The organism is Terrabacter sp. 01T434 (genome assembly GCF_056398545.1).
This window is the reverse complement of the sequence record NZ_JBFTPP010000001.1, coordinates 551,941-566,845: the sequence shown is the minus strand read 5'-3', so window position 1 is coordinate 566,845 and position 14,905 is coordinate 551,941. Positions and strand designations below refer to the sequence as shown.

Genomic DNA, 14,905 nt, shown 5'->3' with positions numbered 1-14,905 from the left:
GGAGTCGGCTGGGAACGCGCTCAGACCGGGCCGTCGACCTTCAGTCCGAGCAGGGCGTTCTCGACGACCTCGGCGAGCGCCGGGTGGATCCAGTACTGCCCACGGGCCAGGTCGTGGACCGTCGTGCCGAACGCCATCCCCTGCACGAGCGGCTGGATGAGCGAGGTGGCCTGCGGTCCCATGAGGTGGGCGCCGAGGAGCAGCCCGGTCGTCGGGTCGGCGATGAGCTTGCACACGCTCGTCGTGTCCTCCATGGCCCAGCCGTATGCCGTGTCCCCGAACGCCTGGACATACGTCACGTGGGCGCGTCCCTGCTCGACGCACTCCTGCTCGGTCAGCCCGACGGTGGCGATCTGGGGGTGGCTGAAGACCCCCGAGGGCACGTGCTCGAGCGGCAGCCGGCGCAGGTCGTCGGGGTGCGCGAGGTTGTGCGCGATGGTCCGCGCCTCCGCGTTGGCGACGTGCTTGAGCTGGTAGGGAGCGCTCACGTCACCGAGCGCCCAGACCCCGGGGGCGCTCGTGCGACCGTGGTCGTCGACCTCGATCCGTCCGTCGTCGAGCAGGCGAAGGCCGGCGGCGTCGGCGCCGAGGTCGGCCGTGTTGGGCTGTCGGCCGGTCGCGACGAGCAGCAGGTTGGCGTCGACGACCGCGGTGCTGTCGAGGTGGAGTCGCACCCCCGCTCCCCCGGTGCCGGGCTCGACACGCACGACGTTCGTGCCGGTGCGCACGTCCCACTGCTCGCGGGCGAGGTCGGTGAAACGCTGGGCGATCTCGGTGTCGAGGTGCCGCAGCAGGACCGACGATCGCGCCAGGACCGTCACGTGCACGCCGAACGAGGCGAAGACGTGGGCCATCTCGGCGGCGATGAAGCCGCCCCCGATGATCGCGAGCCGCTCGGGCAGTTCGTCGATGCGCATCACGGTGTCGGAGGTGTGGAAGGGCACCCCGGACTCGGTGACGACGTCGGGCACGACGGGGTGGGCGCCGGCGGCGACGACCACCTGGTCGGCCGTCAGCGACTCCTCGCGGCCGTCGCCGAGGGCGACCGTGAGCATGCGGTCTCCGGTGAAACGCGCGTGGCCGAGGTATGCCGTGGTGTTCGGCCCGTCGACGCGGTAGCGCCGGCCACCGTCCGAGATGGGGTCGATGCGTCCGAAGACGCGGTCGCGCACGTCGGTCCAGCGCACGCCCTCGAGCGTCGCGTCGACGCCGTAGCGACCGGCCTCGCGCACGTCACGCGCCATGTCCGCGGCGTAGACGAACATCTTCGTCGGGATGCAGCCGACGTTGAGGCAGGTCCCGCCGAACGTGCCGCCCTCGATGATGGCGACGCGCTTGTCGTCGAAGTCCGGCGTCACGAGCGAGTTGCCCGATCCGCTGCCGATGATGGCCAGGTCGAAGTGCTGCGTCACCGGGGCAGCCTACGTGGCGGCGGCCCGCCGTCCCCGAAACGGCATGGCGCCGGGCAGCCCGCTGGGCGGCATACGCCCTCGGTGGACCCGAGCGGTCAGTCCCCGCGGAAGCCCCGCAGCAGGCGGACGTGGGGTGAGGTGGCCGGGTCGAAGCCGAAACCGAGCGCCAGGTAGGTCGCGGCGAAGTCGGTCAGCGACACGTGGTGGGCGAGGCGGAGCAGCGGGTCGGCCGCGGGCGCGTCGACGAGCGACACCCGGACGCCGGCGTCCTCGGCGACGGAGACGACAGTGTCGGCCAGGCCGTGCCCGTCGCCGGGCGAGGTGTCGCGCAGCATGATGAGCCGCAGCGGTGCCCGGCTGGGGCCGTCGAGGAACGGGTCGGCGAAGATGTCGTCACTGCCGCCGCCGCCCGACTGGCCGGGAGACAACGGCCCGTCGAAGCAGGCGACGATCTGGCTCGCGGCGTCCGGCAGGCAGCCGTGGGCGACGGGCACCCGACCGGTGCGACCGAACATCGCGGCGGCCCGGCGAGCGGTGACGTCGCCGAACGGGCCTTCGCCGAGGACGATCGGGGTCGACTCGGCGAGCTCGGTCGCGAGGATCTTCGCCGGGTTGACGAACGACTCGGACGACGGCCGCGCGTCCGTGGCCGTGCGGTCGAGGAGGTCGGCGAGCTCCGACAACGTCTCGTGGCTGACGGAGGCGATGCCCATGGCATCGGCGGCGAGCAGCGCCGGCGTGGCCTGTGCCCACACCGACGTCCGCGACGAGGCCCCGCTGACGGCGATCGGCACGTGCACGCCGTGGGACCGCGCGCACACGTCGGCGAGCGGAGAGTCCGCGGCGCCGACCGTGACGAGGAACGCGCCGCGCCGTGCCGCCTCGGCGGCGAGGACGAGGGTGCCCGCAGCGCGACCGGACTGGGACACGGCGATCACGACGTCGAGAGCGCCCACCCACCCCGGCAGGGAACCGGACGAGCAGCTCTGGACCGGCAGCGCGGCAGCGCCACGCGAGACGGCCTCGAAGAGGTCGGCCACAGCACCGGAGCCGCCTGCGGCTGCGACGACGACGCCGCGTGGCTCGACGTCCCGCAGCCGGTCGAGACCGGCCTCTCCCGCGGCGGACATCGTGCGCCGCACCTGCGCCCCGGCCCCGGCGAGGGCGCGGAGCGTCTCGGCGGAGTCGAGGGACGCCAGGGCGCCCTCGTCATCGAGGCGGGCCTCGTCGAACACGGCGCCCACCGGGCTCAGCCGTCGGTGCGTCGGGCGAGGTCGACGAGGAGGACGGGTACGCCGCCCTCGACGGGGTAGGCGAGCTGGCAGGTGGGGCACCGCAGCTCGGTGACTGCGGCACCAGCCTCCTCGGTGGCGACCGCGTCGATGACCTCACCCTTGCACTGCGGGCACCGGATGATGCCGCGCAGCCACGGCTCGATGGTCGGCTGACTCTGGTTCACGAAGCGTCTCCTGCGTCCTGGGCGGTGGCGGGACCGCCCTCGTCGGGTGCGTCGGCGCCGGCGGCGCCCGACCGGATCAGGGCGAGCAGCTCGTCGCGCACGTCCTGCATGGTGTCACGGTCGGCGGCCTCGACGTTGAGCCGCAGCAGCGGCTCCGTGTTGGAGGCCCGCACGTTGAACCACCACATCGGCCGCTGTCCCTGGGGGCTGCTGACGGTGAGCCCGTCGAGCTCGTCGGTGGTGGCCCCGCGCACCTGGGCCCAGGCCCGAACCTGCTCCACGACCGCAGCCTGGTCGGTCACCGTCGAGTTGATCTCGCCCGAGGCGACATAGCGCTCGTACGCGGCACAGAGCTCGGACAGCGGGGCGTCCTGCTCGCCGAGGGCAGCGAGCACGTGCATGGCCGCGAGCATCCCGGTGTCGGCGAACCAGAAGTCGCGGAAGTAGTAGTGGGCCGAGTGCTCACCGCCGAAGACGGCGCCGGCCCGGGCCATCTCGGCCTTGATGAACGAATGACCGACTCGGGTGCGCACCGGCGTCGCGTCGGCCTCGAGCACGATCTCGCGGACCGCGGCACTCGAGATGACGTTGTGCACGATGGACACGGTGGTGTCGCCGCCGGCGCGAGCCCGGTTGATCTCGCGCACGGCGACGAGACCCGTCACGGCGCTCGGGGAGACGGGCTCACCGTCGGCGTCGACGACGAAGCAGCGGTCTGCGTCCCCGTCGAAGGCGAGTCCGATGTCGGCGCCGTGCTCGCGGACGGCTGCCTGCAGGTCGACGAGGTTGGCGGGGTCGAGCGGGTTGGCCTCGTGGTTGGGGAACGTGCCGTCGAGCTCGAAGTAGAGCGGCACGATCTCCAGGGGCAGCTGGGGCAGGCCCGCGCCCGTCCCGAGCACGGCGGGGACGGTGTGGCCGCCCATGCCGTTGCCGGCGTCGACGACGACCTTGAGCGGGCGCGAGCCCGAGAGGTCGACGAGGCCGCGCAGGAAGGAGGCATAGTCACCGAGCAGGTCGCGGGTCGTCACCGACCCGGGACCCCCGGCAGGACGGGCCAGGCCCGAGCCGCCTCCGAGCATCCACTGCGCGAGGTCACGGATCTCGGCGAGGCCGGAGTCCTGGCCGACCGGACGCGCCGCGGAGCGGCACAGCTTGATGCCGTTGTACTGCGCAGGGTTGTGGCTCGCTGTGAACATCGCGCCGGGCAGGTCGAGCGCGCCGCTGGCGTAGTAGAGCCCGTCGGTGGAACAGAGTCCGATCACGGTGACGTCGACGCCTCGCGAGGTCACGCCGGCGGCGAAGGCCGCCGAGAGCTCGAGCGAGCTGGGACGCATGTCGTGGCCGATGACGACGCCGTCGGAACCGTCAGGGACGGCGACGACCTCGGCGAACGCGGCGCCGATGGCGTGGGCCACCTCGGGCGACAGCTGCTCCGGCACGAGTCCGCGCACGTCGTAGGCCTTGACGAAGTCTGCGAGGTGGGGCACGCGGAACACCCTAGTGGTCAGGAGTCCCTGAGGATGCGCAGGTGTCCCCGGCGCCCGGACTCCACGGCGCCGGAGTCGGCCTCGGCGCTCGCCTGGCCGCGGGGCGTCGTGCGGGGCGTCGTGCGGGCCGTCGTGTGGGGCTCGGCCGGGCGGTTGGTGCGCGGGCGGCCGGCCTCGCGCACCGCATCGGCCAGGGCGACGAGGTCGTCGGCTGCGAGGGCGGGCTCGGGGAACTCGCCACCGACGCGCACGACCTCCCAGCCGCGGGGCGCCGTCATGCGCTCGGCGTGCTCGAGACAGAGGTCATAGGTGTGCGGCTCGGCGTAGGTCGCGAGCGGGCCCACGACGACGGCGCGGTCTGCATACGCGTAGGTCAGGGTCGCGACGGCTGGACGCGCACATCCCGTCTTCGAGCAACCACGTGTCAGACCCACGATCCGGGACTCTAGCCCGCCCTCACCGAGAGGACGAATCACCACGCCGTCCGAGCGTGAGATCACGGGGGCGTATGCCGGCCGTGGCGGCGACGTGAGCCGTGCCCGCCGATCTACAGTGGGGTCGTGGACACCGCCTCGCCCCGCACTCCCGGGCGTCGTCGGCGACGCGACCGTCACGGACGGGGCCGCCGCGGGCCACTGGCGTGGCCACCGGTCCCGGCCATGGTCTCGCGCCGTGACGAGTTCGACGACTTCGTCCTCGATGCCGCCGCTCGGCTCGAGGCGACGTGCGGGCGAGCCTTCCCCGCAGTCGAGTTCGCGGTCGAGGACGTGCCCCGCGGCCCGGCGCCGTGGGACCACCGGGAGGTCCCGCTCGGCCGGCTCTTCCCGGCGACGAGCGCCCGCGCGGCGCGCATCGTCGTCTACAGGCGGCCCGTCGAGACGCGGGTCACCGACCGTCGCGACGTCGCCGCACTGGTCGCCGACATCGTGACCGAACAGGTGGCCGGCCTGCTCGGCGTGGCCCCCGAGGAGCTGGACCCCGGCTTCGGGGAGTGACGGGGGCGGCCGGCCGCGGCTGACCCCCGGTGGGAGCAGTCGGGGCGGTCGCCGGTCGAGCGTCGGCCCCGGCTACGAGGCGAGGTCGCTGACGCGCGACCGGCGCGCACCGTCGCTCTCGGCACCGGGGCCGGAATGGTTGACCTCGGCCCACACCGCGTCGAGGGAGAGGCCGAGGACGTCGGCGATCGCCGCGATGGTCGGGAACGCCGGCGTGGCGACCCGGCCCGACTCGATCTTGCGCAGGGTCTCGGGTGAGACATGCGCCTCAAGGGCCGTCTCGAGCATCGACCGCTCGCCCCGAGCGCGACGCAGGAGGGCGCCGAGACGCTGTCCGCGCGCCAGCTCAGCAGGGGTGAGGGGCAACCTGACCATGCAACGAATCCTAGCCGACCGGGATAACATTGCCGGGATAGTTATTGGACGAGAGAGGTCCGCATGATCGAGATCCTGACCCCGGCCGAGCTGGACCGGGCCCGCGAGGCGGGCGCCGTCGTCGCGGACACCCTGCAGACGCTGCGGAGCCGCAGCACGGTCGGGACGAGCCTGCTCGAGATCGACCGGTGGGCCAGGGAGATGATCGAGGAGGCTGGCGCCCAGTCCTGCTACGTCGACTACGCACCGTCCTTCGGCCGTGGGCCGTTCGGCCACTACATCTGCACGTCGGTCAACGACGCCGTGCTCCACGGCCTGCCCCGCGACTACGTCCTGGCCGACGGCGACCTGCTGTCGCTCGACCTGGCCGTCTCGCACTGCGGCGTCGTCGCGGACTCCGCGCTCAGCTTCGTCGTCGGCGAGTCGCGACCTCCGGGGAGCATCGAGATGATCGACGCGACAGAACGGGCGCTCGCAGCCGGGATCGCCGCCGCCGGGCCGGGCGCCCACCTCGGGGACGTCTCGCACGCCATCGGCGAGGTCCTCTCAGCGGCGGGCTACGCCATCAACACCGAGTTCGGCGGTCACGGTGTCGGCTCGACGATGCACCAGGACCCGCACGTCTCCAACACGGGCCGTCCCGGCCGTGGGTACCGGCTGCGACCGGGCCTGCTGCTCGCCCTCGAGCCGTGGGTCATGGCGGACACCGCGGAGCTCGTCACCGACGCGGACGGGTGGACGCTGCGGAGCGCGACCGGTTGCCTGACGGCCCACAGCGAGCACACCGTCGCCATCACCGAGGACGGTGCGGAGATCCTGACGCTGCCCACCTCCGCCTGATGATCGAGTCGCTCAGTTGCGCACCTGACGGACCGGGACCGACAGGGCTCGGACCGGCGCGTCGGTGAGCGAGGCCACCGAGAAGAACGGCACTCCTCCGTCGACACCGGCGACCGAGACGGCAGCTCGGACCGACCCGGCTGTCGGGCTGACCCAGACCGCGTCGGCGTCTCCCACGGCGACGGCCACGGTCGAGTCGGCCGGCACGGCAACGGTCGAGAGCTTCGCCCCACCCCCGGTCCCGAGGCGCACCTGGGCGCTGGCGGGCGCCGGACCCCCTGTCAGCAGAAGGCGTTTCGTCGTTCCCTTCAGCCCGGGCAGGAGGACTCCGGCCACGCCCCGGAGGGCGGGCGTTGCCGGCGTCCAGGCGAAGTCGCCCATCCGGTCCGCGGTGGTCGCACGACGCTCGGCCCAGGCCGCCGCGACGAGAGGCTGGTCGGAGCGGATGCCGAGGCCCATGGCCGCGCGGTTGGCGGGCAGCGGGACGTCGAGCGTCGAGCCGGCCGGAACGCGGACCGCCCTGAGGTTGTCGGGCTGCACCGCACCCTTGTCGGTGAGCAGCCGCACCTGGGCCAGTGCCTCGGTGTCGCCGGGATTGGCCAGGCGCAGGGACGTCGCACCGCCCGTCTCGACACCGGGCACGACGAGGTCGGTGCCCGGGGAAGCGGCCCGGGTCGCATCGTCGATGCCACGCCCCGTGGCGCCGAGGATCCACTGGTCGTCCAGCACCGCTGACACGACTCCACCGGTGGCGGTGACATGGACGACGGGGTAACCCTCGTCGGGGGCGATGGCGTCGAGCGAGACGACCTCGCGGGACAGCGGCGGGATGGAGACATCGCGACCGGCTGCGGCGTCGATGCGGCCGGAGCTCCCGAGGACCTCGAAGGAGACGGAGACGGCATTCGCGCCGGGGTTGCTGACGATGATGCGCTCGGTGCGCGACGGCCCGCTCCCGCCCCCGACGAGCCACACGTCGGACGACGGCAGCTGGCACGGCGTCACGGTGAGGCCGCGGTCGTCGTCACCGGTGTGTCGCCACACCTGGGTGGCCACGAGGCCGGGAGACAGGATGCCGCTCGCCCTGGCGACGACGACGTCGGCGGCACTCACCCCGGCGGAGACGACCGCGCCACGGTCGGCGGTCTGGGCCAGACCCGTCGACGACGGTCCACCGAGGAGCTGGACGCTGCCCGGGCCGCTGCCAGGCGCGCCTGCGACGACCCCGGCGTCCGGGGACGCAGCAGCGACCGTGACGGTGCCCCGGACGTCGCGCAGGCCGGTGGCGCCGAGGCGCTGCTGGCCGGGGCACACGAGCGAGGCGGCGTCGACGAGCACGCTGGACGACTCGGGCAGGCCGACGCGTTCGCCCGGGGTCGCCAGCTGCACCGATCCGCTCACCCGGGTCGCGCCGACCGCGAGGCCGGCGGCGACCACGGCCACGGCTGCGGCCCGGACGATGCCGGACACGTTCCTCATGTGCGCCTCCTCGAGCGTCGGTTGCCGAAGGGCACGGCCATGAACACGACGAACGCGAGCAGCACCGCCTGACCCAGGCGCCACCACGGCTGAGCGGCCGCGAGGTCGATCTGGAGAGCGCCCGCGGTGGTCGGCACGGCATACGTCGGTTGAGCTGCGCCGGCCACGGGCTCGAGCTGACGGCCGTCGAAGGTCACGAGCGCCTGTCGCGACCACTCGTTGGGCTCGGCCAGGACGACGAGGCGAGGGGCGGCGCCGGCCCGGATCGTCGTGTCGACCGCGGCGTGCGGCCCCACCGTGGGCACGACCTGCAGCAACGCGCCGTCGGCGTCGACGAGCCGGGCCCGGGACGGCGACGTGGCCGCCTCGACACCGGGGGCAGCCGGTAGCGGCTGGACCTTCCAGAGGATGCCGAGCTGGCTCGAGCCGAGGCGGCTCAGGCCCTGCGAGGAGTCCAGGCGCCGAGCGAGCGCGGAGTCGGCCGTCGCACGCACCTGGACGAAACCGATGCCGAGACGGGCCAGCGCCTTGGAGTCGAGCGAGTCGGCGCCCCGGCCTCCGACGATGTTGGCGACGGCGGCGACGAGGGCGGCGTCGTCGGCGTCAGGGGCGTGGTCGAGGTCGCGCATGGGCTCACCCGGCTCCTGCCCGGCGAGGACGAAGTCGACGACGTCATCGGAGGGCCGCAGCAGCAGCAGACGGTTGCCGAGCGGTCCGCCGCCCTGCTCGACGGCGATGGCCGGCAGGGTGGCCTGGCCGACCGACAGCGTGCGGCCGATCCCCTGGACCCCCCACACGGTGGCGGCTGCGAGGACCGGCAGAACCGCGAGAGCCGCAGCGACCACCGCGGCGGCGAAGCCCCACCGGCGGCCGGGGCGACCCAACGAGGCGAGCACGGCACGGCTGCCCGCCAGGACGCCGACGAGCAGGCCCGCCCACCACAGCTGCACGCCGAGGCCCGCCCAGAGGTGTGCAGGGGCGGACTGGCCCACGCCGGTCTCGGCCGAGCCGAGGACGAGGTGGTCCGAGACGAGCGCGCCGGCGAGCCCACCGACGGCCAGCAGCGCGCCGACCGCCATGCCCACGGACTCGGCGCGAGAGCGCCCGCGCGTCGCGAGTCCGATGACGCCGAGCACGACGAGCGGAGCCCCGAGCCAGGCGGCCCACGTGGTGCCGCCGGTGTCACCGAGCACGTGGGTGAGCACGCCCCACGGGCTGCGGTCGGCGGAGGTCGCGACGAGCCCGGGTCCGGACAGGAGCAGGCGTGGGTCGGTCACGAAGCGCGCCATCCACGGACCGAGGAGGGCAACGGGGACGGTGAGCAGGACGAGCGCTCGCGCCCGTCGCAGTCCCGGCGCCAGGACGAGCATCAGCAGCGCCGCGACGACTGACAGGGCGAGCAGCGGCGGCGCGAAGGCGCCGAGCACGGCGGTGGCGAGAGCCGTCGCGAAGGTGGCCGTGAAGGTGCCGTCGCGACGGGCCGCGAGGCAGAACCCGGCAAGGACGAAGGGCAGCAGCACGTGAACGACCGCCACGCTCACCCGGCCCTGGGCCAGCCCGGACGCAGCCACGCCGGCAGTCCCCCACGCGAGCGCGGCCAGGGCCCGGGCCACCCGTGAGGAGGTGACGACGCGGGCCGCGAGGTAGGTGGACCACGCCGCGAGCGCGGGCGTGAGGAAGAGCAGCCAGGCGATGGTGACGCCCGCGCTCGACCGGCTCTCGGCGAGACCGGGGACGCGCTCGGCCAGCCAGGTGAGTGCCGAGAGCACCGCGAGGTGGGGACCGGACTCGGCTCCCGTGCCGAGCCCCGCACCGTGCCAGGCGTCGCGGAACGCGTGCCACAGTCCCGACGAGTCGGTGGTCACGGGACGCAGCTCGCCACCGGCGACACCGGCGTTCGTGGGCGACAGCGCGCCGGCGCGGATCGTGCCACGCCACGCCGCCACGGTGGCGGCGAGGACGGCGGCGATGGCGAGGAAGCCGGGGTGGGTGACGACGCGACGAGGCAGGGAGGCCGGGAGGTGGTCCAGCGACTCCGACTCGTCTGCGACGGGGCCGGTCTCGATGGTCGCCGCCGCTTCGCGCCGCGCGCGGGTGCGCTCCGGGGTGATCGCGTCCTGGATGTGGTCGATCGTGGTCCGAGCGGCGACCAAGGGGGCGACGAAGAGCGTCCCGAGGTGGTCACGGCGGAGACGTTTCGTCCGTCGTCCGCGCCAGCGGGCGCCGAACGTCGCGAACGGGTGCAGCAGGGCGGTCACGTCGGTCAGCTCGCGCCAGGCCTGACGGGGACGCTTGGCCACGAGCAGCGTGACGGAGGCGACGATCGCCGAGAACGCCATCCAGATGGCGAGGAAGGGGGCGGCGAGCGGCGAGCACCGGGCCAACGTGACCTGACGGGCGGCCCGGCGGCCGCGGCGCTCGAGCTCGCGCGGGGCCGGGGCGCCGGGTCGGCGCCCCTCGAGGCTCGCGGACGCGTCGCGCACGACGGCGCCCGGGACGACGATGACGCGGTGGCCCGCGAGCTGGGCCCGCCAGCCGAAGTCGAGATCGGCCCCGTGGTCGACGAACACGGGGTCGAAACCGCCGATGTCGTCGTGGACGGAGCGCCGCACGAGCATGCCGCTCGTGCTCACGGCGAGGACGTCTGCGCGCGTGTCGTACTGGCCCTGGTCGGCCTCGCCGCGGACCGACGAGCCGAGCCGGCGTCCCGTGCGCGTGATCTGGATGCCCATCTCGACGAGCTGCCGCGGGTCCTCCCAGCTGACGAGCTTGGGCCCGGCGACCCCGACGGACTTGGACCGCAGCCCGGCCTGGAGCAGCTGGGCGAGGGCGTTGGCCCGGGGCACCGTGTCGTCATGGAGGACCCAGACCCAGCTCGACGATGCGTCCGCCGGCACGGGCAGCGCCTCGATGCCGCGCTCGATGGCCCGGCCGATCGCCACGCGGGCGTCCAGGCGGATGACCTCGACGGACTCGATCGCCCGGCGAACGCCGGTGTGGGCGTGGGCGATGGCGTTCGACGAGTCGCTGCTCGCGACGTCGACGATGATGAGCCGCGCCGGCGGCAGCGTCTGGGCGGCGAGGCCGTCGAGACACTGCGCCAGCCACGTGGCTCCGTTGTGCACGACGACGATCGCCTCGACGGTCGCGTTCGGCCGTTGCCCCGTGGAGGGAGGGGCGGACAACGACGCAGACGACGCACTCCCCGCGGTGGCGGGGGTGCTCAGGTCTTCGGCAAGCGCTTCGGGCACAGTGGCTACCTTCACCCGGACACCTGCGAGGGGCCGGGTTCGAACCTCACGATCAGACCGCGCGCTTCTTCAGCTTGCGGCGCTCCCGCTCCGACAGTCCGCCCCAGATGCCGAAGCGCTCGTCGTTGGACAGGGCGTACTCGAGGCACTCCGAGCGCACCTCGCATCCGACGCAGACCTTCTTGGCCTCGCGCGTGGATCCGCCCTTCTCGGGGAAGAACGCCTCCGGATCGGTCTGGGCGCACAGCGAGCGCTCCTGCCAGGAGAGCTCACCCTCCTGCTCGCCCGTGTTCGACCAAACCACCATCAAATCGTGCATGACCCCTCCTCGACCCTGACTGCACTGTGTGTCAGCACTGTCGCACCGAGCGAGCCCGCTCTCTGGAGGTTTCGGACAATTACGTCCATTCGTTCCAGAACCACGTCCCCGACCGATCACAACAATGGAATTACATGCGTGTCATATGCCTCACGTCAAGCCCGCGGGTGATATTTGCAGGTTCGAAGCGCCGGACCCACCCCGCGCGACCGGCCCGGGACGGCCTGCTGAGAGGATCGGGGCATGCGCATCACCGCTCTGGCGGGTGGAGTCGGCGGCGCCCGGTTCCTCCGCGGCCTGCTCCACCACGTCCGACAGACCCAGCTCCTGTCGCCGGATTCCGATCCGGTGCACCTGACGGTGATCGGCAACACCGGCGACGACATCACCCTCTTCGGGCTCCGGGTCTGTCCCGACATCGACACCCTGCTCTACACCCTCGGTGGCGGCATCCACGAGGGCCAGGGCTGGGGTCGGGCCGACGAGTCGCACCACCTCGCCGAGGAGCTCGCCGCGCTCGGCGCCGAGCCCCAGTGGTTCACGCTCGGCGACAAGGACTTCGGCACCCACGTCTACCGCTCGCAGCTGCTCGGGCAGGGTATGCCGCTGAGCGCCGTCATCGACCGGCTCTCCGCCCGCTGGGGGCTCGGAGACCTCGGTGTCCGCCTCCTGCCGATGACCGACACTCCCGTCGAGACCCACGTGGTCGTCGAGCAGGAGGGCGAGCAGCGCGCGATCCACTTCCAGGAGTGGTGGGTGAGGCACCGGGCCGAGCTTCCCGCGGAGAGGTTCGTCGTGGCGGGCCTCGACCGGGCGGCGCCCGCCCCCGGGGTGCTCGACGCGATCCGTGAGGCCGATGTCGTCATCCTGCCGCCGAGCAACCCCGTCGTCTCGATCGGCATCATCCTCGGCGTGCCGGGCGTCAGGGACGCCCTGCGCGGCACTCGCGCCCCCGTGGTCGGGGTCTCACCCCTGGTCGGCGGCCGACCGGTCCGTGGACACGCGGACGTGTGCCTGCGCACCATCGGAGTCGACGAGACGAGCGCCGCTGTCGCCGGGCTCTACTCCGACTTCCTCGACGGCTGGCTCGTCGACGAGGACGACCCGATGCCGGGCGGGGGCCGTCTCGAGGTGGTCCGTCGTCCGCTCCTCATGAGCTCCGTGGACGCGGCGGCCGAGATGGCCGGCGCCGCGCTGGACCTCGGTCTGCGACTGCGGGCGGAGCGAGCACCGGCGTGACCGGGCCCATCACGATCACGCCGCTGACCGGCATACCCGAGGTCCGCGAGGGCGACGACCTGGCCGACGTCGTGCAGGTCGGGCTCGACCACGCCGGGGTGCGTCTGGCCGACGGCGACGTCCTCGTCGTCTCGAGCAAGGTCGCGAGCAAGGCCCTCGGCCTCGTCACGCACGACCCCGACAAGGACCGTGTCGTGCGCGGTGAGACCGAGTACGTCGTGGCCGAGCGTTCGGTGGGAGCCGGGGTCACGCGCATCGTGCGAGCCAAGGCGGGCCCGATCATGGCGGCGGCCGGCGTGGACGGATCCAACACCGGAGAGCGCGGCGGGTGGCTGCTCCTCCCCCACGACCCCGACGGGATCTGCGAGCAGCTCCACGACGCCCTGGTGGCCCGGCACGGCGTGCGGTTGGGTGTCGTGCTCAGCGACACCGCGGGCCGCGCCTGGCGGGTGGGTCAGATCGACTTCGCGCTGGGGGCGCACGGTCTGCGTGTCGTCGACGACCTGCGCGGGGGCACCGACGCCGACGGCAAGCCGCTCGAGGTGACCACGCGCGCGGTCGCCGACGAGATCGCAGCGGCGGCAGACCTGGCCAAGGGCAAGGTGGCGGCGGTGCCAGCCGCGGTGCTCCGCGGCGTCCTGGAGGTCCTCGTCGACGAGCCCCTCGAGAGGCACCCACGCGGACGCGACCTCGTGCGCACGGGGCCCGGCGACTGGTTCGGCTACGGCCGGGTCGAGGCCGTGCGAGCGGCGCTGGGCATCGAACCGGGCAGCCCGTCGGCGGTGGCAGTCGGCGTGGCGCCGGCCGCCGGCGACAGCCGCCTCGACGCGGTGTCGCGGGCGGTGCGCGCCGCGCTGCACGGTGTCGAGGCAGGCACCGCCGATGTGGGGCGTCTCTCCGTCACCCTCGGCGCCGACAGCCCCTACGAGCTGGGGCAGCTCGTCTCCCGGCTGTGCACCGCCCTGTGGTGCGAATGGCTGGTCGGCGCGGCCGAGAGCCCGTCGGCCGACGGGCTCTCAGTGGTCGTCCGCATCTCGGGAGCGCACTCCAGCTGACGTCCGGGCGGCGTCAGCCGATGGTGAAGACGACCTTGCCGAAGACGTCACCGTCGACCATCCGGGCGAAGCCGTCGCGGGCATCGGCGAGCGGCATGACCGAGTCGACCACCGGCTCGATGCCGCGCTGCTCGACGAGGCGAGCCAGCTGCGCCAGCTCCTCGCGGGTGCCCATCGTCGACCCGACGACGCGCAGCTGCTTGAAGAAGATCTTCGTCAGCTCGGCCTTGGCCGGGGCGTCGCCCGACGTGGCACCCGAGATGACGATGGTGCCGCCGGGGCGCAGGGAGTTGACCGAGTGCGACCAGGTGGCGGCGCCGACGGTCTCCATGACGGCGTCGACGCGGTCGGGCAGGCGCTCACCCGAGCCGAAGACGCGGTCGGCGCCGATCTCGAGCGCGCGTCGGCCCCGCGCCTCGTCGCGGGAGGTGGCCCACATCCGGTAGCCCGCAGCCGAGCCGAGCTGGATGAGCGCGGTGGCCACGCCACCACCGGCACCCTGGACGAGCACGGTGCCGCCCGGCTGCACGCCGGAGTTGGTGAAGAGCATGCGGTATGCCGTGAGCCACGCCGTCGAGAGGCACGCGGCCGTCTCCCACGACAGCGTCTCGGGCTTGGGCACGACGTTGCCGGTGGGCACGAGGACCTTCTCGGCGAGCGTCCCGTCGTGAAGCTCCGACAGGAGCGTGCGGCGCGGGTCCAGGGTCTCGTCGCCCCGCCAGCCGTCCGAGGGGACGACGGCGTGGACGATGACCTCGTTGCCGTCGGCGTCCACCCCGGCTCCGTCGCACCCGAGGATCATCGGCAGCCGATCCTGCGCCAGGCCCACCCCACGCAGGGACCACACGTCGTGGTGGTTGAGCGCGGCCGCGCGCAGGTCGACCACGGTCCAGCCCGGCCGGGCCTGCGGGTCGGGCCGCTCACCTACGACGAGGCCCGAGAGCGGGTCGGCGGCGGACTGACTGACGGCGTAGGCAGCGAGCATCCCAGCACC

Annotated in this window: 14 protein-coding genes; 4 read left to right on the top strand and 10 right to left on the bottom strand. The window is 73.5% G+C overall.

The annotated features are described in order from the left end of the window. Nucleotides 1–20 precede the first annotated feature (20 nt). The 5 genes from AC1DIW_RS02720 to AC1DIW_RS02700 form a co-directional block, all read right to left on the bottom strand. Nucleotides 21–1,412, bottom strand: coding sequence for a mycothione reductase (locus AC1DIW_RS02720; protein WP_478106366.1), 1,392 nt, complete (start codon nt 1,410–1,412; stop codon nt 21–23). Between the two features lie 95 nt (nt 1,413–1,507). Next, a complete protein-coding gene (locus AC1DIW_RS02715) occupies nt 1,508–2,656 on the bottom strand; it encodes an SIS domain-containing protein (protein ID WP_478106365.1) in 1,149 nt (382 codons plus the stop codon). A gap of 5 nt (nt 2,657–2,661) precedes the next feature. Next, entirely contained in the window at nt 2,662–2,871 is a 210-nt protein-coding gene (locus tag AC1DIW_RS02710) for a Trm112 family protein (protein ID WP_442280096.1), read from the bottom strand. Beyond that, nucleotides 2,868–4,367: a phosphomannomutase/phosphoglucomutase gene (locus AC1DIW_RS02705; protein ID WP_478106364.1), complete on the bottom strand. Its 1,500-nt coding sequence runs from the start codon at nt 4,365–4,367 to the stop codon at nt 2,868–2,870. Before AC1DIW_RS02705 ends, AC1DIW_RS02710 begins: the two co-directional genes overlap by 4 nt. A gap of 8 nt (nt 4,368–4,375) precedes the next feature. Continuing rightward, the gene (locus tag AC1DIW_RS02700) at nt 4,376–4,792 is read right to left on the bottom strand and encodes a DUF3499 domain-containing protein (protein WP_478106363.1); all 417 of its coding nucleotides are present in this window, start codon (nt 4,790–4,792) and stop codon (nt 4,376–4,378) included. Nucleotides 4,793–4,918: 126 nt separating this feature from the next. On the opposite strand from AC1DIW_RS02700, the gene AC1DIW_RS02695 reads away from it, so the two are divergent. Then, nucleotides 4,919–5,353 carry a metallopeptidase family protein gene (locus tag AC1DIW_RS02695; RefSeq protein WP_478106362.1) on the top strand — a complete coding sequence of 145 codons (435 nt, stop codon included), beginning with the start codon at nt 4,919–4,921 and terminating at the stop codon, nt 5,351–5,353. Between the two features lie 72 nt (nt 5,354–5,425). Here AC1DIW_RS02695 and AC1DIW_RS02690 read toward each other — a convergent pair whose 3' ends face one another. After that, on the bottom strand, nt 5,426–5,728 hold the full coding sequence (locus AC1DIW_RS02690) for a helix-turn-helix domain-containing protein (protein WP_442280092.1): 303 nt from the start codon (nt 5,726–5,728) through the stop codon (nt 5,426–5,428). 63 nt (nt 5,729–5,791) lie between these two features. On the opposite strand from AC1DIW_RS02690, the gene map reads away from it, so the two are divergent. Then, nucleotides 5,792–6,568: a type I methionyl aminopeptidase gene (map, locus tag AC1DIW_RS02685; RefSeq protein ID WP_478106361.1), complete on the top strand. Its 777-nt coding sequence runs from the start codon at nt 5,792–5,794 to the stop codon at nt 6,566–6,568. Nucleotides 6,569–6,580: 12 nt separating this feature from the next. Here the strand turns inward: map and AC1DIW_RS02680 are convergent, their stop codons facing one another. The 3 genes from AC1DIW_RS02680 to AC1DIW_RS02670 form a co-directional block, all read right to left on the bottom strand. Continuing rightward, a complete protein-coding gene (locus tag AC1DIW_RS02680) occupies nt 6,581–8,047 on the bottom strand; it encodes a DUF5719 family protein (RefSeq protein ID WP_478106360.1) in 1,467 nt (488 codons plus the stop codon). Continuing rightward, the gene (locus tag AC1DIW_RS02675) at nt 8,044–11,232 is read right to left on the bottom strand and encodes a glycosyltransferase family 2 protein (protein ID WP_478106359.1); all 3,189 of its coding nucleotides are present in this window, start codon (nt 11,230–11,232) and stop codon (nt 8,044–8,046) included. Before AC1DIW_RS02675 ends, AC1DIW_RS02680 begins: the two co-directional genes overlap by 4 nt. Before the next feature lie 118 nt (nt 11,233–11,350). Continuing rightward, nucleotides 11,351–11,617 carry a WhiB family transcriptional regulator gene (locus AC1DIW_RS02670; protein ID WP_442280088.1) on the bottom strand — a complete coding sequence of 89 codons (267 nt, stop codon included), beginning with the start codon at nt 11,615–11,617 and terminating at the stop codon, nt 11,351–11,353. A gap of 243 nt (nt 11,618–11,860) precedes the next feature. On the opposite strand from AC1DIW_RS02670, the gene cofD reads away from it, so the two are divergent. Together cofD and AC1DIW_RS02660 are read left to right on the top strand one after the other, a co-directional pair. Further along, nucleotides 11,861–12,856, top strand: coding sequence for a 2-phospho-L-lactate transferase (gene cofD / locus AC1DIW_RS02665; RefSeq protein ID WP_478106358.1), 996 nt, complete (start codon nt 11,861–11,863; stop codon nt 12,854–12,856). Then, nucleotides 12,853–13,911: a coenzyme F420-0:L-glutamate ligase gene (locus AC1DIW_RS02660; protein WP_478106357.1), complete on the top strand. Its 1,059-nt coding sequence runs from the start codon at nt 12,853–12,855 to the stop codon at nt 13,909–13,911. Before cofD ends, AC1DIW_RS02660 begins: the two co-directional genes overlap by 4 nt. Nucleotides 13,912–13,924: 13 nt before the next feature. Here the strand turns inward: AC1DIW_RS02660 and AC1DIW_RS02655 are convergent, their stop codons facing one another. Further along, on the bottom strand, nt 13,925–14,896 hold the full coding sequence (locus AC1DIW_RS02655; RefSeq protein WP_478106356.1) for a zinc-binding dehydrogenase: 972 nt from the start codon (nt 14,894–14,896) through the stop codon (nt 13,925–13,927). Between the last annotated feature and the right edge of the window lie 9 nt (nt 14,897–14,905).